20 protein-coding genes and 1 pseudogene are annotated in these 19,746 nt (G+C 72.5%); 10 read left to right on the top strand and 11 right to left on the bottom strand.

Going from position 1 to position 19,746, the window contains the following annotated elements:
* Positions 1-15: 15 nt before the first annotated feature.
* Genes AB0J46_RS20430 through AB0J46_RS20420 form a run of 3 tightly spaced genes read left to right on the top strand, consistent with a single transcriptional unit; the run spans position 16 to position 2,746 of the window.
* Positions 16-582 (top strand): DUF5666 domain-containing protein, encoded by a 567-nt coding sequence (locus AB0J46_RS20430; protein WP_364333892.1) that lies wholly within the window; start codon positions 16-18, stop codon positions 580-582.
* Positions 579-1,271: a response regulator transcription factor gene (locus AB0J46_RS20425; RefSeq protein WP_358293176.1), complete on the top strand. Its 693-nt coding sequence runs from the start codon at positions 579-581 to the stop codon at positions 1,269-1,271. Before AB0J46_RS20430 ends, AB0J46_RS20425 begins: the two co-directional genes overlap by 4 nt.
* On the top strand, positions 1,268-2,746 hold the full coding sequence (locus AB0J46_RS20420) for a HAMP domain-containing sensor histidine kinase (protein ID WP_364333889.1): 1,479 nt from the start codon (positions 1,268-1,270) through the stop codon (positions 2,744-2,746). Before AB0J46_RS20425 ends, AB0J46_RS20420 begins: the two co-directional genes overlap by 4 nt.
* Here the strand turns inward: AB0J46_RS20420 and AB0J46_RS20415 are convergent.
* A complete protein-coding gene (locus tag AB0J46_RS20415; RefSeq protein WP_364333886.1) occupies positions 2,731-4,110 on the bottom strand; it encodes an FG-GAP and VCBS repeat-containing protein in 1,380 nt (459 codons plus the stop codon). The genes AB0J46_RS20420 and AB0J46_RS20415 overlap by 16 nt on opposite strands.
* Before the next feature lie 136 nt (positions 4,111-4,246).
* On the opposite strand from AB0J46_RS20415, the gene AB0J46_RS20410 reads away from it, so the two are divergent.
* Positions 4,247-5,476 (top strand): cytochrome P450, encoded by a 1,230-nt coding sequence (locus tag AB0J46_RS20410; protein WP_364333883.1) that lies wholly within the window; start codon positions 4,247-4,249, stop codon positions 5,474-5,476.
* Here AB0J46_RS20410 and AB0J46_RS20405 read toward each other — a convergent pair.
* The 9 genes and pseudogenes from AB0J46_RS20405 to AB0J46_RS20365 all read right to left on the bottom strand — a co-directional run bounded on the left by AB0J46_RS20405 (position 5,466) and on the right by AB0J46_RS20365 (position 13,413).
* Positions 5,466-6,872, bottom strand: a complete 1,407-nt coding sequence (locus AB0J46_RS20405) for an MFS transporter (RefSeq protein ID WP_364333880.1) — start codon at positions 6,870-6,872, stop codon at positions 5,466-5,468. The two genes, AB0J46_RS20410 and AB0J46_RS20405, sit on opposite strands and share 11 nt — an antisense overlap.
* A gap of 56 nt (positions 6,873-6,928) precedes the next feature.
* The gene (locus AB0J46_RS20400; protein ID WP_352330623.1) at positions 6,929-7,528 is read right to left on the bottom strand and encodes a TetR/AcrR family transcriptional regulator; all 600 of its coding nucleotides are present in this window, start codon (positions 7,526-7,528) and stop codon (positions 6,929-6,931) included.
* 76 nt (positions 7,529-7,604) lie between these two features.
* Positions 7,605-8,546: an urease accessory protein UreD gene (locus tag AB0J46_RS20395; protein WP_364333878.1), complete on the bottom strand. Its 942-nt coding sequence runs from the start codon at positions 8,544-8,546 to the stop codon at positions 7,605-7,607.
* Positions 8,528-9,211, bottom strand: a complete 684-nt coding sequence (gene ureG, locus AB0J46_RS20390) for an urease accessory protein UreG (protein WP_364333876.1) — start codon at positions 9,209-9,211, stop codon at positions 8,528-8,530. The genes AB0J46_RS20395 and ureG overlap by 19 nt, the downstream gene beginning before the upstream one ends.
* A 16-nt stretch (positions 9,212-9,227) precedes the next feature.
* The gene (locus AB0J46_RS20385) at positions 9,228-9,899 is read right to left on the bottom strand and encodes an urease accessory UreF family protein (RefSeq protein WP_364333874.1); all 672 of its coding nucleotides are present in this window, start codon (positions 9,897-9,899) and stop codon (positions 9,228-9,230) included.
* Positions 9,896-11,620 (bottom strand): urease subunit alpha, encoded by a 1,725-nt coding sequence (ureC, locus tag AB0J46_RS20380; RefSeq protein WP_364333871.1) that lies wholly within the window; start codon positions 11,618-11,620, stop codon positions 9,896-9,898. Before ureC ends, AB0J46_RS20385 begins: the two co-directional genes overlap by 4 nt.
* Positions 11,621-11,828: 208 nt before the next feature.
* A pseudogene (locus AB0J46_RS20375) lies at positions 11,829-12,134 on the bottom strand (urease subunit beta); the annotation flags it as partial.
* A gap of 31 nt (positions 12,135-12,165) precedes the next feature.
* Positions 12,166-12,471: an urease subunit gamma gene (locus tag AB0J46_RS20370; RefSeq protein ID WP_352330244.1), complete on the bottom strand. Its 306-nt coding sequence runs from the start codon at positions 12,469-12,471 to the stop codon at positions 12,166-12,168.
* A gap of 9 nt (positions 12,472-12,480) precedes the next feature.
* Entirely contained in the window at positions 12,481-13,413 is a 933-nt protein-coding gene (locus AB0J46_RS20365) for an urea transporter (RefSeq protein WP_364333868.1), read from the bottom strand.
* Positions 13,414-13,638: 225 nt separating this feature from the next.
* On the opposite strand from AB0J46_RS20365, the gene AB0J46_RS20360 reads away from it, so the two are divergent.
* From AB0J46_RS20360 to AB0J46_RS20345, 4 genes are read left to right on the top strand one after another with little or no spacing between them, the layout of a single operon-like run.
* Positions 13,639-14,856, top strand: a complete 1,218-nt coding sequence (locus AB0J46_RS20360) for an ammonium transporter (RefSeq protein WP_364333865.1) — start codon at positions 13,639-13,641, stop codon at positions 14,854-14,856.
* Positions 14,856-15,248 (top strand): fluoride efflux transporter CrcB, encoded by a 393-nt coding sequence (gene crcB / locus AB0J46_RS20355; RefSeq protein ID WP_364333862.1) that lies wholly within the window; start codon positions 14,856-14,858, stop codon positions 15,246-15,248. Before AB0J46_RS20360 ends, crcB (AB0J46_RS20355) begins: the two co-directional genes overlap by 1 nt.
* A complete protein-coding gene (crcB, locus tag AB0J46_RS20350) occupies positions 15,245-15,622 on the top strand; it encodes a fluoride efflux transporter CrcB (RefSeq protein WP_364333859.1) in 378 nt (125 codons plus the stop codon). Before crcB (AB0J46_RS20355) ends, crcB (AB0J46_RS20350) begins: the two co-directional genes overlap by 4 nt.
* A gap of 22 nt (positions 15,623-15,644) precedes the next feature.
* A complete protein-coding gene (locus AB0J46_RS20345; RefSeq protein WP_364333856.1) occupies positions 15,645-17,654 on the top strand; it encodes an APC family permease in 2,010 nt (669 codons plus the stop codon).
* On the opposite strand, the gene AB0J46_RS20340 is transcribed toward AB0J46_RS20345, so the two are convergent.
* Positions 17,638-18,288 (bottom strand): biliverdin-producing heme oxygenase, encoded by a 651-nt coding sequence (locus AB0J46_RS20340; protein ID WP_352354231.1) that lies wholly within the window; start codon positions 18,286-18,288, stop codon positions 17,638-17,640. The genes AB0J46_RS20345 and AB0J46_RS20340 overlap by 17 nt on opposite strands.
* 255 nt (positions 18,289-18,543) lie before the next feature.
* Between AB0J46_RS20340 and AB0J46_RS20335 the strand changes: the two genes are divergently transcribed.
* Positions 18,544-19,380, top strand: coding sequence for an STAS domain-containing protein (locus AB0J46_RS20335; protein WP_364333853.1), 837 nt, complete (start codon positions 18,544-18,546; stop codon positions 19,378-19,380).
* Complete coding sequence (locus AB0J46_RS20330) at positions 19,380-19,745, top strand: STAS domain-containing protein (RefSeq protein WP_221762408.1); 366 nt, start codon at positions 19,380-19,382, stop codon at positions 19,743-19,745. Before AB0J46_RS20335 ends, AB0J46_RS20330 begins: the two co-directional genes overlap by 1 nt.
* Position 19,746: the final 1 nt, after the last annotated feature.

Here is a 19,746-nt window from a genome sequence, read left to right as displayed (position 1 = left end):
GCACGAGTAGGCGGCATGAGTAAGGAGAAAGACATGGACCGGCTCGACTCCTCGCCCTTCCCCGACGACCTGGGGGAGGAGCTCGCCGTCCGGCCGCGCGGCGGCGTCTCGAAGCTGACGCTCGGGCTGGCCGCCGGGGTGGTGCTGGTGGCGGGCGTGCTCATCGGGATCCAGGCGGGCAAGCTGTCCGGCACGTCCGACGCCGCGCCGGCCGCCGCGCAGCTCCGGCGTACGGACGGCCAGTCCCCCGGCGGCGGCTACGGCCAGCGCGGCAACGGCACCCAGAACGGCACCCAGAACGGCGGGTTCGGGCAGCGCATGGGCGGCGGCACGGCCGGCACCGTCGAGAAGGTCGACGGCGACAAGATCTACGTCAGGACCATGGACGGCGCCACGGTGACGGTCACCACCAGCGACCAGACCACGGTCCAGATCTCCAGGCCCGGCAAGGTCGCCGACCTGGCCGCCGGCACCACCGTCGTGGTGCGCGGGCAGCAGTCCGGCGACGGCTCGGTCACCGCGACCGCCATCACCCAGGGCACCCAGGGCGCCCAGGGCACGCCGGGAGGGGGCCCGCGATGAACCAGCCCGAGGCCAGGCTGCTGGTGGTCGACGACGAGCCCAACATCAGGGAGCTGTTCTCGGCCAGCCTGCGCATGGCCGGGTTCGAGGTGCTGACCGCCGCCGACGGGCGGGAGGCGCTGCGGGTGGCCGAGGAGAGCACGCCCGACCTGGTGATGCTCGACGTGATGCTGCCCGACATCGACGGCCTGGCGGTCGCGGGAAGGCTGCGGTCCCGCGGCCGCCGGGTCCCGGTGCTGTTCGTGACCGCCAAGGACACGCCGGAGGACCGGATCACCGGTCTCGGCCTCGGCGAGGACTACGTGACCAAGCCGTTCAGCCTGGAGGAGGTCATCGCGCGGATCCGGGCGGTGCTGCGCAGGACCCGCAGGGGCGCGCCGCCGCCCCACCGGCTGAGCGTCGCCGACCTGGAGCTGGACGAGGAGAGCCACGAGGTGTGGCGCGACGGCGTCCCGGTGCGGCTGTCGCCGACGGAGTTCCGGCTGCTGCGCTACTTCATGCTGAACGTCGGCCGGGTGCTGTCCAAGACGCAGATCCTCGACCACGTCTGGAACGGCGACTGGCGCACCGACGTGGGCCTGGTCGAGTCGTACGTGTCGTACCTGCGGCGCAAGATCGACACCGGCGACCGGAAGTACCTGCACACGCTGCGCGGGGTCGGCTACATCCTGCGCCCGCCGCGCATATGAGGAAGCACCTCGCCCGCGCCCCGCTCTGGCTGCGCCTGGTCTCGGCCACGCTGCTGCTGGTCACCCTCGCCATCACGGTGACCGGCCTGTTCGCCGTGCGGCTGCTGCGCGGATACCTGGTCGAGCGGGTGGACCGGCAACTGGTGGCGGCCGCCGCGCCGCGCGACCTGCCGCCGCCGCCCGAGGCGCGGCCGGCCGGGCGGCAGCCGCAGCGGTTCTTCGGGCTGTTCCACTCGGTGCTGGTGGACGCGGGCGGCGCCACCGTACGGGTGATGAGCGAGTCCACGGAGGAGCACACGCCCAAGCTGCCCCGCCTGACCGGCGCGGACGTCGCCGCGCGCGGCGGGCGGCCGTTCACCGTCGAGTCCCGCGCGTCCGGCGGGCCCGACTGGCGGGTGGTCGCCGTCCCGGCCCGCGACGGCGACAGCCGGGTGATCGCCATCAGCCTCGGCGACGTCGAGGGCACGGTGGCCAGGCTCGCCCTCATCGTGGCCTTCGCCGGCGGCGGCACGCTGGCCGTCCTGGGCGTCGCCTGCTACTGGCTGGTACGGCGGAGCCTGCGCCCGCTGCGCGAGATCGGCCGCACCGCCAAGGACATCGCGGGCGGCGACCTGTCGCGCCGGGTGCCGATGTGGGCCGGCACCACCGAGGTCGGCAAGCTGGGCCGCTCGCTCAACGGCATGCTCGCCCAGATCGAGTCGGCGGTGCGCGAGCGGGAGGCGGCGGCCGAGTCGGCGCGCGAGTCGGCGACGGCGGCGCGGCGTTCGGAGGAGGTCATGCGCCGGTTCATGGCCGACGCCTCGCACGAGCTGCGCACGCCGCTCACCTCGATCAGGGGGTTCGCCGAGCTGTTCCGGCTGGGGAAGGAGAAGGACCTGGCCGAGGCCGTGCGGCTGCTGAGCCGGATCGAGGGGCAGGCCGCGCGCATGGGCCTGCTGGTGGAGGACATGCTGCTGCTGGCCAGGCTGGACCAGCGGCGGGAGCTGGCACGACGGCCGGTGGACCTGCTCAGCCTGGCCGCGACCGCCGTGATCGACGCCCAGACGCTCGCCCCCGACCGGCGGATCGAGCTGGTCCGCCTGGACGGCGGCGAGGGCGAGGTGCTGGTGACCGGCGACGAGTCGCGGCTCGGCCAGGTGGTCGGGAACCTGGTGAGCAACGCGCTGCAGCACACGCCGCCCGGGACGCCGTTCGAGGTGCGCGTCGGGGTGGACGGCGAGCGGGCCGTGGTGGAGGTGGCCGACGAGGGGCCGGGGTTCCCGCCGGAGGTGGCCGAGCGGGTGTTCGAGCGGTTCTACCGGGCCGATCCGGCGCGCGGGGTGGGCGGGGCCGGGCTCGGCCTGTCGATCGCGGCGACGCTGGTCGAGGCGCATGGCGGCGTCATCATGGCCGAGGGGGAGCCGGGCAAGGGGGCCCTGTTCCGCGTGCTGCTGCCACCCGCTGGGAGCCCGGGGCGGGGTCAGCCGAAGGTGTAGCCGTACAGGCCGGCGCCCTGGGAGACCTGGCGGAGGCGGCCCAGGCGCAGGCCCGTCTCGCGGACGCCGGGGGCGTACATGACCAGGCCCTGGTCGGGGGCGGCGACCAGGAGCCCGTCCAGGGGGCGGCCGGCGGTCAGCGCGCGGTAGCGGCCGCCCCCGCCGGGCAGCGCGGCCAGCGCGGCGCCGAAGTCGCGTCCCTTGCCCTTGACCAGCAGGTTCCCCTTCCGGGTCAGGCCGCCCGACGCGCGTCCCTGGAGCACCTGGACGGCGTGCTCGCCGGGCACGCCGATGGCCAGCTCGTCCCTGCCGTCGCCGGTGAAGTCCCCGGCGGCCAGCGCCGCGCCGAACCGGTCGTAGTAGCGCGGCTCGCCCTTCAGCGAGCGTTGCGACCACGCCTCGCTGCCGTGGGTGCGCAGGCCGGCGCGCGAGCCGTACAGGACGTCCACGGTGCCGTCGCCGTAGTCCATGGCGCGCTGGTTCGCGCTGAGGCCCTCGCCGGGGACGCCGATCGCCAGGTCGTCGCGGCCGTCGCCGTTGAAGTCGCCGGTGGCCAGGGCCGCGCCGAAGGCGTCCCACTTCTCCGACGCGCCGGCGATCCCCGGCGAGTTCTGCGTGAGCAGCCGGGCCCGGCGGGCGCGCGGGTCGAGCACGGTCACCGATCCCTGGCCGTCCAGGAGCACGCTGTCGGCGGGCGCGCCGACGGCCAGCTCGTCGCGGCCGTCGCCGTCGAAGTCGCCGGCCGCCAGCGCCGCGCCCCACTGGTCGGTGACGTTCGCCGACTGCCGAACCCACGACGTCTTCTGGGTGATCTGGTACGCCTTGCGGCCCTTCATCCCGTAGACGGTGACCGCGCCGCCCGAGGCGTGGCTCGGGGAGCCCACGGCCAGCTCGTCGCGGCCGTCGCCGTCGAAGTCGCCGGCCGCCAGCGCCGCGCCGAACCGGTCGCTGCCCCGCCGGGCCGGGGCCAGCTCCTCGCCGGCGACCAGCCCGGCGGGGGAGCCGTCGAAGATCTGCACGACGCCGTTGCCGTCCGCGCCGGGGAGCCGCTTTCCGGCGAACTCCTCCGAGACCCCGACCGCCAGGTCGGCGCAGCGGTCGCCGTCGAAGTCGCCGACGGCCAGCGCCGAGCCGAAGGCGTCCCCCGGTTCCGCGCCGGGCTGGGTGAGCTTGACGGTTCGCCCCGAGCCGTACATGACGGTCACCGAACCGGCCCTGGAGTCGTCGTAGGGAGCGGCGACGGCGATGTCGGCGCGGCCGTCGCCGTCGAAGTCGAGGGGATGCCCGCCGCACCCGGGCGTGGCGGCGGGTGCGGCACCGGACACGAGGGGAGCGACCAGGCAGACGGCGAGCAACGCGTTCATACCGACAGTCATCTCCGTCCAGGTCGAACCCGGACTTAACGCCACGAGAACGGCCCAGGAGGACACGATGCACATCCGCTTCGGAAGGGACTTTCGGCCCGTCCGCCGGGGCGTGGGAGCGTGCCAGGATAGACGGGTGGACATCGACCTCGCTGATCTGGACTTCTGGCGCAAACCGCTCAAAGAGCGGAATGAGGCATTCGCCCGGCTCCGGCAACTGGAGCACCCGGTGTTCTTCCCGGAGAAGAAGGTGCCCTTCCTCCGCTCCGGCAAGGGCTTCTACGCCCTCGTCCGGCACGCGGACGTGGTCGAGGCCAGCCGCAACGCCAAGATCTTCTCCAGCGAGCCCGCCGTGACCAACCCCGAGCCGCCGGGCTGGGTCAAGCAGGTGTTCGGCGAGTCCATGGTGAACATGGACGACCCCCGCCATGCCCGCCTGCGCCGCATCGTGACGCGCTCGTTCAGCCCCAGGATGCTGGCGGGGCTCCAGGGCGACATCGAGGCCGCCTGCGCCCGCATCGTCGACGACGTCGTCAAGGAGGGCCCGCGCGACTTCGTCACGCAGGTGGCCGCCAAGCTTCCCATCCACGTCATCTGCGACATGCTCGACATCCCGCAGGAGCTGCGCGCCAAGGTCCACCAGCACGTCGACATCTCCACCGCCTACACCGGCGTGCGTCCCAGCCTGGCCCGCAGCGTCCAGATGGCCGGCCAGAACATGCTGGCCCTGCTGGCCCTGCAGCGCATGGTCATCAAGCTCGGCCACGAGCGCGTCGCCGAGCCCAAGGGCGACCTGGTCTCGCTCCTGGTCAACGCCAACCCCGACGGCGAGAAGCTGACCGACAAGGAGCTGGGCTCGTTCTTCTCGCTGCTGCTGGTGGCGGGCAACGAGACCGCCCGCAACACCATGGCCCACGGCATCCGGCTGCTCACCGAGAACCCGGCCCAGCGCGAGCTGCTGACCTCCGACTTCGACGCCCACATCAACGGCGCGATCGAGGAGATGGTCCGCTACGTCTCGCCCATCATGCAGTTCCGCCGCACGGTCACCGAGGACTGCACGCTGCGCGGGCTGGAGCTGAAGCAGGGCGACAAGGTCGTGCTGTTCTACGGCTCGGCCAACCGCGACGAGTCGGTCTTCCCCGACCCCGACACCTTCGACATCACCCGCGACACCAAGCCCCACGTCGGGTTCGGCGGGCCCGGCCCGCACTTCTGCCTCGGCGCCAATTTGGCCAGGCAGGAGATGCGCACGATGTTCCGGGAGCTGCTGACCCGGCTGCCCGGCGTGCGCTCGGTGGGCGAGCCCGACCTGCTGCTGTCCAACTTCGACAACAGCGTGCGCAGTCAGGCGTTCACGTACTAGCCGTCTCCGGCTCCCCGGCCAGCACGTTCGTCCTGATGGTGAAGAACGTGACGGCCGCGGCGACCGCCATCATGGCGGCGCTGATCAGCATGGCCGCCCGGAACCCGGCGTCGAACACCGGCGGGTTCTCGAACGCGTCGCCCACCAGGCCGACCAGCGGCGGCACGGCGGCCACCGCCAGCAGGCTCCCGGTGCGGGCCACGGCGTTGTTGACGCCGCTGGCCGTGCCGGCGTAACGCTCGTCGGCCGTGGCCAGCACCGTCGCGGTCAGCGGCGCGACGGCCGCCGACAGGCCGAGCCCGAAGACGGTCACCGCGGGCAGCACCAGCAGCGGGTAGGAGGCGTGCGGGCCGATCATGCTCATCAGCACGAACCCGGCCCCCGCCAGCAGGATCCCGATCGTCATCGGCCAGCGCGGCCCGAGCCGCCGGGCCGTCTCCCCGGCCCGCGACGACAGCAGCATCATCAGGATCGTGGTCGGCAACATCGACAGCCCGGCCGCGATCGGCGAGAACCCGGAGACCACCTGGAGCTGGATCACCAGCAGGAAGAACACCACGCCCATGGCGGCGTACATGATGAGCGTGACGACGTTGACCGCCGTGAAGACGTGGTTCCTGAAGATGGCGACCGGCACCAGCGCCTGCGGCGACCTGCGCCGCTCGGTCACCACGAACGCCGCCCCGAGCAGCGCCCCCACGATCAGCGGCACCGGCGCGCCCTTCTCGATCAGCCCGTACGTGATCCCGGCCAGCGCCAGCGCGGCCAGCAGCGAGCCCAGGACGTCGAACCGCCCGGCCGCCTGCTCGTCGCGGCTCTCCGGCACGTGTCGCAGCGTCACCAGCACCACGACCAGCGCGAACGGCAGGTTGATCAGGAACGCCCACCGCCAGCCCGCCGTCTGCACCAGCCAGCCGCCCAGCAGCGGCCCGATCGCGCTGGCCACGCCGCCGAGCCCGGACCAGACGCCGACGGCCCGCGGCCGGTCCTGCCTGACGAACGACGCCTGGATGATGGCCAGCGACCCCGGGGTGAGCAGCGCGCCGCCGACGCCCTGCAACGCGCGCGCTCCCACCAGGAACTCGATGTTCGGCGACAGGCCGCACAGCGCCGAGGCCACGGCGAACCACACCGTCCCGATGAGGAAGATCTTGCGCCGCCCGTAGCGGTCACCGAGCGACCCGCCCAGCAGGATCAGGCCCGCCAGGGTGAGGGTGTAGGCGTTGACGGTCCACTGCAGGCCGTCCATGGCCGCGTGCAGCTCCTTGCCGAGGAACGGCAGCGCGACGTTGACCACGGTGCTGTCGAGCAGGGCCAGCCCGGAGCCGAGCACGGTCGCGCCGAGGATCCACCGCCCGCGCGCCGACTTCACCTGGATGTGACCGTTCTGTCCCATCCGACAATCTTGTCACCGTGCCGGCGGCCTCCGGCGGCCACCCCGGCGTTCGGCCCCTACGGGCGTGCGCCGAGAGCACGGAGCACGAAACCGGACACGGCCTGCTCGGCAGTCTCGACCGTGACCTCGCCGCTGATCAGCGGCACCCGCTCGGCCCCGATGACGGCCAGCACCATCCGCGCCGTCGCGCCCACCTCGGGCACCTGGAAGTCGCCCGCCCGCACGCCGTCGTCGAGGATCTCCACCAGCACCCGCTGCATGGGCGCGACGTGCTCGGCGAGCTGCTGGTAGGCGTCGGGCCCGAGCGCCGCGCCGAGGTCGGCCGCGCCCGGGTGGGGGTGGGCGAGCAGCCCCGCGAGCTGCAGCCGGACGAAGGCCCGCAACCGGTCGGCGGGCGAGGCGTGCTCGGGCAGCTCCCGCTCGTAGCTCTCGATGAAGTAGCTGGTGACGCGCTCGGTGAAGGCCAGCAGCAGCGCGGCCTTGTCGGGGAAGTAGTTGTACAGGACCGTGCGGGTGATGCCGGCCTCGTGGGCCACGTCCGTCAGGGAGATGGCGTCGATGCCCTGGGCCCTGGACAGCCGCGAGACGGCCTGCAGGATGCGGTCGCGCGTCTGGGCGCGATGCTCGCCGATCGTGGCGGCCGAGATGCGGGGCATAGGCCCATGGTAGGCCGGATCGCCGCCGGCGCACCCCTGACCGCTCCCGGGATCCCCGCGCCGGCGCGCGCCGGGCTCAGGGTTTGCGCCGGTCCGGGGCCGGATGGCCGGTGACGGCGCGCCGGGCGAGGTCCCACAGGCGTTCCAGGGCGGCGAGGACGGGCGGCGACTCCGGCCCGAGCAGCCTGGCCCACGCGCCCGCCCCGTTCGGCAGCGTGCTGGCCCCGCCGGGCAGCCCGCTGCCCGCCGCCACCTCGTGCAGCGCGCCGGCCAGCTCGGCCGCGGGCACCGCGGAGGTGATCACGTACAGGGTGGACAGCACGCCGTGCTCGCCGAACATCGCCGGGCCGGTGACCGGGGCGCGCTCGGGCACGAGCCTGAGCGGGTCGGCGAACAGCAGCCCGCCGCCGGCGTCGCGGACGTCCAGGTCGTTGCAGTACGCGGTGTAGGCGTGCCGCTCGCCGCGGGCCAGCCGCCCGGCCAGCACGGTCTCCCCGAGGATCACCGTGGCCCCGGGCCCCGCCCTCACCAGGGTGCGCTGGTAGAACCGGGACCCGGCGAAGGGGATCACCGGGTCCGGCAGGTACTCCAGGTAGCCGTCCGGCCCGGCGGTGAGCGTGACGAGCTGGGTGGCGTAGTCCTGCTCCATCCGGTAGAGCTTGGTGGCCGCCTGCGTGGTGACGTGCACGGACGCGCCCGCCCCGCAGGTGACGTCGAGCCGGTGACGGTCGCCCTGGAGCACGCCGCCGCCGGTGGACATCACCATCACGTACGGCAGGTCGGGCCGGGCCGGGTCGTAGTAGTGCGGCCGCATGATCTGCAGCGGCGCCTTCTGGAAGTGGCCGGTCAGCTCGGTGCGCCCGCCCCGCCGCTCGAACGCCAGCTCCAGCACGCCGACCTTGCCGGGGCTGCCGACCGGCAGGGTGTCGGGCACGCCGGCGTGCCGGGCCACGTCCGCCGGGACCGAGTCGATCGTGTAGTGGCCGGCGGCCAGCCGGTCTACCGGGCCGGCGAGCACGCCGGCGCCCCGCTGAGGACGAAGTCGGCCACCTCGGTCACACCGGTGCCGCGCAGGGCGTCGGTGAGCACGACCGGCCGCCCGTCGCGGACCCGGTCGGCGTCGCGCGCCATGACCTCCAGGTCGGCCCGCACGTACGGCGCGATGTCGATCTTGTTGATGACCAGCAGGTCGGAGTCGGTGATGCCGGGGCCCCGCTTGCGCGGCATCTTGTCCCCCTCGCCGGTGTCCAGGACGAAGACGTAGACGTCGGCCAGGACGGGGCTGAAGGTGAGGGTCAGGTTGTCGCCGCCGCTCTCGAACAGCAGCGTGTCGATGTCGGGGAAGCGCTCCAGCAGCTCGGCCCCGGCGGCCAGGTTCATCGTCGGGTCGTCGCGCACGGCGGTGTGCGGGCAGGAGCCGGTCTCGACGCCCACGACCCGCTCGGGGGCCAGCACGCCGTCCAGGGTGCGCCGGACGTGCTGGGCGTCCTCCTGGGTGTAGATGTCGTTGGTGACGACGGCCACGCTGCGTCCCCGGTCGAGCAGCACGGGCACCAACGCCTCGATGAGGGCGGTCTTGCCGGAGCCGACCGGGCCGCCGACGCCGATCTTGAAGACGCGGTCCATGGCGGTGCCCGCGGGCACGTTCACGGCGGGGTGCGGGTGCGGGTGGTGGTGATGCATCGGGACGCTTCCCTTCTCAGGTGGTGAACAGCCGGGCCTCGGCCCGTTCGTGGGCGGCGCTCATCGTGTCCGCGAGCGGCGTGGCGGCGTGCAGGTCCAGCGGGCCGCGGGCGGCCAGGGCCTGTTCGGCGGCCCGCCCGATCGCGCCGGCCGCGCCGTACAGGGTGGCCTGGGCCTGGCGGAAGTCCAGCAGGCGCAGCCGTACGGCGGCGCTGACCCAGCTCGCGGCGAACGCGTACAGGTCGCCGGTCACCGCGTCGGCCTCCCGGACGCCCAGCCCGGCGTGGGCCGTGCCCAGCACGACGGCGTGGTTGCCCGGCGTGACCCTGGCCTCCACCAGCTCCGACAGGCGGGCCAGCGCCGGCGTCGCGAAGACCAGGGCGGCCGTGCGCAGGACCTGGTTGCCGGTCCTGGTGGCGGCGGCCCGGATCTCCCGGCCGAGCTTGACGGCGTGCAGCCGCCGGTCCACCTCGGTCACCGCGTCCCAGTCACCGGCCGTCACCGCCCGGTGGGTCAGGACCAGGGCGGTGGCGTCGCCCGGCCCTGCCGCGTGCAGCAGCAGGTCCTCCAGCAGCGCGGCGACGTCCACCGGGCCGGCCTGCGCGTACGCCTCCAGCCCGTGCGAGAGCGTGTAGAGGCCGCCCGGGAAGGCCGAGTCGGTGAGCTGGAGCTGGGCGAGCAGGCTCATGCCAGGAAGAACAGGTGGTTCAGCGGCAGCTCGCGGGCCGGCGCGATGGTCGCGTGCTCGCCGTCCACCGTGACCTTGTACGTCTCGGGGTCCACGGTGATCCTCGGCAGCGCGTTGTTGCGGATCATGTGCCGCTTGTCCACCGTCCTGGTGTGGCGCACCTTGGCGATCAGCCGTTGCAGGCCGAGCCGCTCCGGCACCCCGGCGGCGATGGCGGCGTCCGGCAGGAACGTCACGTTGCTCTTGCGCTGCGCCATCCCCATCGCGCCGAACATCGGCCGGTAGTAGACCGGCTGCGGCGTGGGCAGCGACGCGTTCGGGTCGCCCATCTGCGACCAGTTGATCAGGCCGCCCTTGACCACCAGCGCCGGCTTGGCCGCGAACGACGTGAACGGCCACAGCACCACGTCGGCCAGCTTGCCGTCCTCCAGCGAGCCGACGTGCTCGGCGATGCCGGTCGTCCGGGCCGGGTTGATGGTCAGCTTGGCCAGGTAGCGCAGCACCCGCGCGTTGTCGTTGCGCTCGGAGTCCTCCGGCAGCCGGCCGCGCTGGTCCTTGCAGTGGTGGGCGGTCTGGAAGGCGCGGGTGAAGGTCTCCCCGATCCGGCCCATCGCCTGGGAGTCGGAGGAGAACATGCTGATCACGCCCATGTCCTGCAGCACGGTCTCGGCCGCGATGGTCTCCACCCGCACCCGGCTGTCGGCGAAGGAGACGTCCTCGGGGATGTCGTGGTTGAGGTGGTGGCAGACCATCACCATGTCCAGCAGTTCGTCGGCCGAGTTGATGGTGTACGGCAGCGTCGGGTTCGTCGAGGACGGCAGCGCGTTCGGCTCGCCGGCGATGCGGATCATGTCCGGCGCGTGACCGCCGCCCGCGCCCTCGGTGTGGAAGGTGTGGATCGCCCGGCCGTCGATGGCGCTGATCGTGTCCTCCAGGTAGCCGGCCTCGTTGAGGCTGTCGGCGTGCAGCGCCACCTGGACGTCGTACTCGTCGGCGATGCGCAGCGCGCAGTCCACCACCGCCGGGGTGGAGCCCCAGTCCTCGTGCACCTTCAGCGCGCACGCCCCGGCCTCGATCTGCTCGGCCAGCGCGGCCGGCAGGCTGGCGTTGCCCTTGGCCATGATGCCGATGTTGACCGGCAGCGCCTCGACGGCCTGCAACATACGGCCGATGTTCCACGGGCCGGGCGTGCAGGTGGTGCCGCGGGTGCCGTCGGTGGGGCCGGTGCCGCCGCCGATCAGCGTCGTGACGCCGTTGGTGAGCGCGGCCTCGGCCTGCTGCGGCGCGATCAGGTGCACGTGCGGGTCGATCGCCCCCGGCGTGGCGATCATGTTCTCGCCCGCCAGCACCTCCGTCCCGGCGCCGATCACCAGCCGGCGGTCCACGCCGTTCTGGGTGTGCGGGTTGCCCGCCTTGCCGATCCCGACGATCCGCCCGTCCTTGATGCCGATGTCGCCCTTGACGACGCCGAGCACCGGGTCCAGCACGACCGCGTTGGTGATCACCAGGTCGAGCGCGATCGTGGCGTTCTGGGAGCCGGGGTCGGCCGCCATGCCGTCGCGGGCGGTCTTGCCGCCGCCGTAGACGGCCTCGTCGCCGTAGAAGCCGGCCGTGTGGTCCTTCTCGATCTCGATCACCAGGTTGGTGTCGGCCAGCCGGACCCGGTCGCCCACGGTCGGGCCGAACATGGCGACGTACTGCTTGCGGTTCATGGTGCTCATCGGCTCAGGCCTTCTTCTTCCTGGCGGCCGGCTTCTTGGCCGCCGGTTCCTTGGCGGCGGGTTCCTTGGGGGCGGCCTTCTTGGCGGGCGCCTTGCGCGCCGGAGGCTCCTCGCCCGGCGCGCGGACCGTGGCCCCCGGCTCCGGCTGGTCGGCGTACCCGAGCTCGGCCAGGCGGCGCAGGGCGCGGGTGCGGCTGTCCCTGGCCCGCAGGCCGCCGTCCACCAGGCCGGCGAAGCCGACGACGCGCATGCCGCCGGCGAACTCGACCAGGGTGACCTGGTGGGTGTCGCCCGGCTCGATGCGTACGGCGGTGCCGGCCGGGATGTCGAGATGCATGCCGTACGCCTTCTCGCGGTCGAAGCTGAGCGCCCGGTTCGCCTCGAAGAAGTGGAAGTGCGAGCCGACCTGGATGGCCCGGTCGCCGGTGTTGCGCACGGTCAGGGTGACCGTGGCGCGACCGGCGTTGATCTCGATCGGCTCGTCCCCGTACATGATCCGGTCCGTGTCCGTCATGGCGAACCGCTCCTTTCTGGTCGCGGCGGTGTCAGCCGCCGATGGGGTCGTGGCAGGAAACGAGCTTGGAGCCGTCCTTGAACGACGCCTCGACCTGCATCAGCTTGAGCATTTCGCGCACCCCGGGCATGACGTCCCCGGCGCCGAGCACCTGCTTGCCGAGCTCCATGCACTCGGCCACCGTCCTGCCGTCCCTGGCGGCCTCCAGGACCGCGACGCTGATCAGCGCCACCGCCTCGCTGTAGTTCAGCTTCACGCCGCGCTCGCGGCGCTTGGCGGCCAGGTCGGCGACGACATAGATCAGCAGCTTGTCGATCTCGCGCGGTGCGAGGTTCATGAGCTCTCCTTAGGTGGAAGCGCGCCGGACGCCGGAGAACGCCGGGACCGCCGCCAGGAAGGTCCAGGTGACCAGGACGAACGGCCAGGTCAGGGTGTGCCCGCCGACCGGCGCGAACAGGTGGCCGACGAACGCCGTCAGCACGGTCGCCGACACCACGCCGGCCAGGGCGTACAGCAGGCCGAGGACGGTCGGCACGACGAACGCGCAGCACAGCGCGATGCCGGTGAGCACCGCGTTGTAGCCGTACAGGCCGGCGCCGATGTCGGCCGCGGGCGCGCCGAGCAGCACGGCCACCAGGATCCCGACGGCGCTGGCGGCCAGCGCCGCCCCCGCCACCCGCCACCCGGCGAACGCCAGGCCGATCAGGAAGATCAGGCCGACGTACCACTTGCCCTGGAAGAACACCTGGCCGACGCCGTTCAGCAGCCCCTGCCACAGTTCGGAGAACGTCACCGTGGTCCCCGGGGACGTCGCCGACGGCGGCGCCGCCAGGACGTGCCGGCGCCAGACCCGCTCGTAGGCCGGGCCGCCGACCACCATGATCGTGGCCACCGCGCAGAACGGCGCCGTGAGCCCCGGCAGGTCGTGCGGCCCGAGCAGCGTCCTGAGCGCCGACGTCAGGACGCTGCCCATGATCGCGCCGACGACGACCAGCAGCAGCGTGATCCACCGGGCCTGGAAGTACAGCACCAGCGCGACGCCGATCAGCGTGCCGTTGAACCCTTCGAGCCCCGCGGTCACGCTCTCCCTGGCCGCGCCGAGGAACCAGGCCGTGAGCGTGCCCACGGCGGCGCCGACCAGGCCGAACAGCGCGAAGCGCCAGCCGGCGGCGAGCAGCGCGACGACGAAGCAGATCGCGGTCCCCAGGTTGTTCTGCAGGTCCACCTGGCTGACGCCGCGGAGCGTGGCGAGCGGCAGGTCGGGCATCTCGGCGCGCATGTCCGCCTGCCTCTCTCGCCGGTACCGGGGTCGACGAGCGGCAACATTCCCCTGCGGGCGGCGGGCCACGCGGCGGCGGCGGTCGGATGGACATTCTTTGCGAAAGCCGTCGAGGACTAAGAGCGCCTCAACAATGCACATGCCCGGCAAAGGCGCTTTACCAGGGAGTTTTGCCTCCGGTTCCCCCGATCATCTCTGTCTGGGGACAGGAAGGGAGGCCGAACGATGCCGCCAGGGCTCAACACCGGCGATTCGGCCTGGGTGCTCGTGAGCGCCGCCATGGTGCTGCTCATGACGCCCGGACTGGCCTTCTTCTACGGCGGCATGGTCCGCGCCCAGAACGTGCTCAGCATGCTGTTCATGAGCTTCGTCTCGATCGCCCTGGTCACGATCCTGTGGTTCGGCTACGGCTACGGGCTGGTCTTCGGCCCCGACGTCGGCGGCGCCGGCGTGATCGGCTTCGGCGACCTGCGCTTCGCCGACATCACGCCCACGATGCTGCACGGCCGCGTCCCCACCTACGCCTTCGCGCTGTTCCAGCTCACCTTCGCCATCATCACGGTGGCCCTGATCAGCGGCTCGGTCGCCGGCCGGACCCGGCTCGGGCCGTGGATCGTGTTCTCCGTCGTCTGGGTGACGCTGGTGTACTTCCCGATCGCGCACTGGGTGTTCGACCGGCAGGGCTGGATCAGCCGGTGGGGCGTGCTCGACTTCGCCGGCGGCCTGGTGGTCGAGCTGAACTCCGGCATGGCCGGCCTGGCCCTGGCCCTCGCGCTCGGCCCCGGCGTGCGTTTCCGCAGGAAGGAGCCGCCCCGGCCGAGCAACATCCCGTTCGTCATGCTCGGCCTGGGCCTGCTGTGGTTCGGCTGGTTCGGCTTCAACGCCGGCTCGGCCATGGCCGACGGCGGCATCGCGGTCAACGCCTTCCTGACCACCATGATCGCCGGGGCCGCCGGGATGCTGACCTGGCTCGTCCTGGAGTGGTCGCGGTACCGGCACTTCACCCGGCTCGGCTCGGCCACCGGCGCGCTGGCCGGGCTGGTGGCCATCACGCCCGCCTGCGCCTTCGTCAACGCCGAGGGCGCCCTGGTCATCGGCATCGTGGCCGCCGTCGTGGTGTCGTACGCGGTCACCTGGAAGCTCGTCCTCGGCTACGACGACACCCTCGACGTCGTCGGCGTGCACGGCGCGGGCGGCATCGTCGGCACGGCCCTCATCGGCCTGCTCGCGACCGGCGTCAGCGCCACCAGGACCAAGGGCCTGCTGTACGGCGGCCCGATCGAGGTGCTGCTCAAGCAGCTCGCCGCGATCATCGTCGTCGGCCTCTACTCCTTCGTCGTCACCTACCTCATCGGCCGCGTCGTGGACCGGCTCTGCCGGATGCGCGAGACCGAGGCCGAGCAGCTCGCCGGCACCGACGCCCAGCTCGGGACGGAGGACTGATGGCCGCCACCCGCCATCCGGCCCGCGCGCTCGTCCTGATCGGGGTGGGCGGCGGCGTCGGCGCGGTCGCCCGTCACCTGCTCACCCAGACTCTGATGGGCGCCGACCACCCGCTGCCCTGGCCCACGCTGGTGGTCAACGTCCTCGGCTGCCTGCTGCTGGGCCTGCTCACCGGCGAGCTGACCCGCCACCCGCTGCACCGCATGCCGGTCAAGGCGCTGCTCGGCACCGGCTTCCTGGGCGGCTTCACCACCTTCTCGCACCTGGTGGACGGCGTCCGCGAGCTCACCGTCGGCGGCGCGGCCGGCTGGGCGGTGCTCTACCTCGTGCTCAGCGTCGTCCTGGGCCTGCTGGCCGTGTGGGCGGGCCTGCGGCTGGGCGGCCGTCGATGATCCTCGCCCTGGTCGTCTTCGTCGGCGGCCTGATCGGCGCGCCGGCCCGCTACCTCGTGGACGCCGGCGTCACCCGGGCGGCCGGCAAGGCGATGCCCTGGGGCACGCTGGCCGTCAACGTCATCGGCTCGGCCGTGCTCGGCGTCCTGATGGGCGTCGCCTCCCGCGGCGCCCTGCCGCCGGCCGTGTTGTCGCTGGTCGGCACCGGGTTCTGCGGCGCGCTCACCACGTTCAGCACCTTCAGCGCCGACACCTGGAAGATGCTGGCCGCCGGGTCCACCGGCCGGGCGCTGGCCAACATCGCCATGAACCTGGTGCTCGGCCTGGCCGTCGTCAGCCTCGGCTACCTGCTCGGCAGGGCGATCGCCGGCTGACCGGAAGGAGGCGGGAACGCCCATGACCACCGCCTCCCCGTGGGAGCGGGCCAAGCGGGCCCTGGTCGGCCGGCCGCTGCGCACCAAGCACCTGGAACGTCAGCTCCTGCCCAAGCGGCTGGCGCTGCCGGTCTTCTGCAGCGACCCGATCTCGTCGGTGGCGTACGCGACCGAGCAGATCATCATGGCCCTCACCCTGGGCGGCCTCGCCCTGCTGCACGTGACCGGCTGGATCGCCCTGGCCATCGTGGCCATGCTGGTGATCATCATCGTGTCCTACCGGCAGACCTGCTACGCCTACCCGGGCGGCGGCGGCGCGTACGTCGTCAGCCGGGAGAACCTGGGCGTCAACGCCAGCCTGGTCGCCGCCAGCGCGCTGCTGGTCGACTACGTGCTGACCGTCGCCGTCTCCGTCGCCGCCGGGGTGGACGCCATCACCTCCTACGCGCCCGGCCTGGACCGCTGGTCGGCGCCGCTGAGCGTGGCCTGCGTCGCGCTGCTCACCCTGGTCAACCTGCGCGGCACCCGCGAGTCCGGCCGCGGGTTCGCGGTGCCCACCTACGCCTTCATCGCCGCGGTCTACCTGATGTTCCTGGTCGCCGCCTGGCGGCTGCTGACCGGCGAGCATCCCCGGGCGGTCAGCAGCGGCTTCACCATCGAGCCGCTCTACCAGCCCGTCGGCTTCGTCGCCGTCTTCCTGGTGCTGCGCGCGTTCGCCTCCGGCTGCACGGCGCTGACCGGGGTGGAGGCGGTCAGCAACGGCGTGCCCGCCTTCCGCCGGCCCAAGAGCAGGAACGCGGCGAACACCCTGGCGATCATGGGCGTGCTGTCGGTCACCATGTTCTCCGGCATCACCGTGCTGGCCCTGCTCACCCACGTCCGGATGACCGACCCCGACCACCCCGGCCGGCTCGCCGGGATGCCCGCCGGGTACGTCGAGCCCACCGCCCTGGCCCAGATCGGCGACGCCGTACTCGGCCGCGGCGTCCTGTACGCCTTCCTCCAGGCCAGCACCGCGGCGATCCTGATCATGGCGGCCAACACCGCCTACAACGGCTTCCCCATGCTGGCCTCGATCCTGTCCGCCGACTCCTACCTGTCCAACCAGCTGCACAAGCGCGGCGACCGGCTGGTCTTCAGCAACGGCATCCTGCTGCTTGCGACGGCCGCGGCCGTGCTGCTCGTCGTCTTCGACGCCAACAGCTCCCGGCTCATCCAGCTCTACATCATCGGCGTCTTCATCTCCTTCACGCTGAGCCAGGCCGGCATGGTGCGGCACTGGCAGCGGACCGGCCCGCGCTCGCCCGGCGTGCGGCGGCGCCAGGCCGTCAACGCGACCGGCGCGACGGTGACCGCCGCCGTCCTGGTGATCGTGCTGGTCACCAAGTTCGCGAACGGCGCCTGGCTGGTCTGCCTGGCCATCCCGGGGCTGTTCGCGCTCATGAAGGGCATCAGGCGGCACTACGACCAGGTACGGGCGGCCACCACGCCGGACACGCCCGTCGAGCTGCCGGGCGGCGCCCACGCCATGGTGCTGGTCTCCCGGCTGGGCAGCCCCGCGCTCCAGGCGGTCGCCTACGCCGCGGCCACCCGCCCGGCCGGGCTGGAGGCCGTGCACGTGTGCACCGACGAGGAGGCGACCCGCGAGCTGCGCGAGGGGTGGGAGCACTACGCGCCCTCCTCCGTGCCGCTGAGGATGATCGAGGCGCCCTACCGGACCGCCGTGGGCCCGATCCTGCGGCACGTACGCGACTGGCTGGCCCTGCACCCCGACCAGATCGTGACCGTCTACATCGTCGACTACGTCACCGGCCGCTGGTGGGAGCCGGCCCTGCACAACCGGCTGACCGCCCGGCTGCGGGACCGGCTGCTGCTGCTCCCCGGGGTCATGGTCACCCTGGTGCCCTACCGGCTGGCCTCGGGCGAGGGCCGGGCCGAGCGCCCGCCGCGGCTGCCCACGCGCCTGGCCGTCCTGGCCCAGGCGCCGGACGGCGGCGACGACCCCGCGCAGGCGGCTACGCCGCGGCCCTGACGACGTGCATGAGCTCGGCCAGGACCTCGGTGTTGAGCTGGTAGGCCAGCCGCACCTCGCCGATGATCCGCTGCCGCTCGCGCTCGTCGAGCTCCGCGCCGAGGGCGTCGAGCCGGGCCCGGTACTCGGTCTTGAACCGCGGCAGGCTGCCCACCTCGTCGAAGATGTAGAAGTCGACGCCGCCGCCGGCCCGGTAGCCGAAGATCTTCTGCAGTTCCATGCGGATGAACTGGCCGCCCGACAGGTCGCCGAGGTAGCGGGTGTAGTGATGGGCGACGTAGCCGCCTGGCCAGTCGGTCATCTGGTGGATGCGGGCCTGGAGGGTCCGGGTGGCCTTGGAGGGGGCCACGCGCTCGCGCCAGGCGGGGCCGTAGATGGTGGCCAGGTCGCGTTCCAGGGCGGGCTCGCGGTACAGCTCGGGGAAGACGAAGCGGCCGGCGACCGGGTGGGCGGCCAGCTCCTTGGAGACGCCGTCGAGGGCGAGGTAGGCGAAGTAGTGCTGGGCGACCATCTCGCCGTACTCGTGCTCGGTCAACCGGCCGCTCATCAGCTCGGCGAGGTAGCCCTCGGACTCGGCCGACTCGTGGTCGCCCCAGGTGGCGGCCCTCAAGGTCTCGGAGAACGACGTCGTCACAGCACTTCCCCAACTCGCGCAAATGTTTCTGACACAGTGTCACAACCCTCGGAGGCTCCGTCAAGGTGATGGCGACAGCATGTCAGCAAAACTCGCCTCCGCCGTTCATCTACCCAGGAAGGCGGGGCTCAAGGGGGCATGCCTGGCGGAGCCGCCCATCGCGCACAGTGGCGGGCGTCAAACGGTCCGCTACCTGGAAAAATCGCTCTAACATACGGTGACACCGTCACTCGCTAGCCAACCCAGGAGTGATCCTTGACCGTCCAAGCCGACGTCGCCAGGCGACGCATCGAAGAGCTGCTCCGTGAGCACGAGGAGCAGATCCTCACCCGCTGGGTGCAGCTCGCCAAGGCCCCGTCGGGAGAGCTCCTCGACATTTACCGGGCCCTGCGGTCCGCGCTCGATCAGGGGATGGGAGACCTCGCCGACGTCCGGGGCCTGCTCGCCGAGCTCTCCCGCACCCGCGCCCGCGCGGGCCACGCGCCCGCCGACACCGCCCGCGCCGTCTTCGGTCTCAAGGAGGCCCTGTACGAGGTCGTCGAGTCCGACGGCGAGCCCGAGGCCCTGCGCGGCTTCATCTGGTTCTCCCGGCTCATCGACGACCTCGGCCTGCTCACCTTCGAGACCTTCTCCGACGCCCGCGAGAAGATCATCCTGGACCAGGCCGAGCAGCTGCTCGAACTGTCCACCCCGGTGGTCAAGCTCTGGGAGGGCATCGTCGCCGTGCCGCTGATCGGCACCCTCGACTCCGCCAGGACCCAGGTCGTGATGGAGAAGCTGCTGCAGACCCTGGTCGACACCGGCGCCGAGCACGCTGTGATCGACATCACCGGCGTGCCTGCCGTGGACACCCAGGTGGCCCAGCACCTCCTCAAGACCGTGGTGGCCGCCAGGCTGATGGGCGCCGAATGCGTCATCTCCGGCATCCGCCCGCAGATCGCGCACACCATCGTCACGCTCGGCATCGAGTTCGGCGACATCGTCACCAAGGCGTCGCTGGCCGACGCCCTCGCCCACGCCTTCAAGCGCAGCGGCGTGCAGGTGACGCAGTCGAAGCACGCCCGCATCGCCGTCCGGGCGGAGGGCGCCTGATGGACCGGGTGCCCGTACTCAAGCTCGGCGACATCCTGATCGTCTCCATCCAGATCGACCTGGAGGACCAGAGCGTGCTGGCCCTCCAGGAGGACCTGGCCGAGCGGGTCGTCGCCACCGGGGCCAGAGGCGTGATCATCGACATCACCGCGGTCGAGATCGTGGACTCCTTCATCGGCCGCATGCTGGCCACCATCGCCACCATGTGCCGCATGCTGGACGCCCAGACCGTGGTCGTCGGCATGCGTCCCGCGGTGGCGATCACCCTGGTCGAGCTCGGCCTGTCGCTGGGCGGCGTGCGCACGGCACTGAACCTGGAGAAGGGAGTGGCGCTCCTCGACCACGTCAGGGGCGCCGCCACGTGAC

Source organism: Nonomuraea sp. NPDC049758 (genome assembly GCF_040674635.1).
In the GTDB taxonomy this organism is placed as follows: Bacteria; Actinomycetota; Actinomycetes; order Streptosporangiales; family Streptosporangiaceae; genus Nonomuraea.
Note: the sequence above shows the minus strand (reverse complement) of the source record. Positions and strands in the feature narration are given on the sequence as shown.

Bases quoted from the DNA above. Each gene is read 5' to 3' on its own strand.
- AB0J46_RS20430 (WP_364333892.1), top strand. From the start codon at position 16: ATGAGTAAGGAGAAAGACATGGACCGGCTCGACTCCTCGCCCTTCCCC.
- AB0J46_RS20425 (WP_358293176.1), top strand. From the start codon at position 579: ATGAACCAGCCCGAGGCCAGGCTGCTGGTGGTCGACGACGAGCCCAAC.
- AB0J46_RS20420 (WP_364333889.1), top strand. From the start codon at position 1,268: ATGAGGAAGCACCTCGCCCGCGCCCCGCTCTGGCTGCGCCTGGTCTCG.
- AB0J46_RS20415 (WP_364333886.1), bottom strand. From the start codon at position 4,110: ATGAACGCGTTGCTCGCCGTCTGCCTGGTCGCTCCCCTCGTGTCCGGT.
- AB0J46_RS20405 (WP_364333880.1), bottom strand. From the start codon at position 6,872: ATGGGACAGAACGGTCACATCCAGGTGAAGTCGGCGCGCGGGCGGTGG.
- AB0J46_RS20400 (WP_352330623.1), bottom strand. From the start codon at position 7,528: ATGCCCCGCATCTCGGCCGCCACGATCGGCGAGCATCGCGCCCAGACG.
- ureG (WP_364333876.1), bottom strand. From the start codon at position 9,211: ATGCATCACCACCACCCGCACCCGCACCCCGCCGTGAACGTGCCCGCG.
- AB0J46_RS20385 (WP_364333874.1), bottom strand. From the start codon at position 9,899: ATGAGCCTGCTCGCCCAGCTCCAGCTCACCGACTCGGCCTTCCCGGGC.
- ureC (WP_364333871.1), bottom strand. From the start codon at position 11,620: ATGAGCACCATGAACCGCAAGCAGTACGTCGCCATGTTCGGCCCGACC.
- AB0J46_RS20370 (WP_352330244.1), bottom strand. From the start codon at position 12,471: ATGAACCTCGCACCGCGCGAGATCGACAAGCTGCTGATCTATGTCGTC.
- AB0J46_RS20365 (WP_364333868.1), bottom strand. From the start codon at position 13,413: ATGCGCGCCGAGATGCCCGACCTGCCGCTCGCCACGCTCCGCGGCGTC.
- AB0J46_RS20360 (WP_364333865.1), top strand. From the start codon at position 13,639: ATGCCGCCAGGGCTCAACACCGGCGATTCGGCCTGGGTGCTCGTGAGC.
- crcB (WP_364333862.1), top strand. From the start codon at position 14,856: ATGGCCGCCACCCGCCATCCGGCCCGCGCGCTCGTCCTGATCGGGGTG.
- crcB (WP_364333859.1), top strand. From the start codon at position 15,245: ATGATCCTCGCCCTGGTCGTCTTCGTCGGCGGCCTGATCGGCGCGCCG.
- AB0J46_RS20345 (WP_364333856.1), top strand. From the start codon at position 15,645: ATGACCACCGCCTCCCCGTGGGAGCGGGCCAAGCGGGCCCTGGTCGGC.
- AB0J46_RS20330 (WP_221762408.1), top strand. From the start codon at position 19,380: ATGGACCGGGTGCCCGTACTCAAGCTCGGCGACATCCTGATCGTCTCC.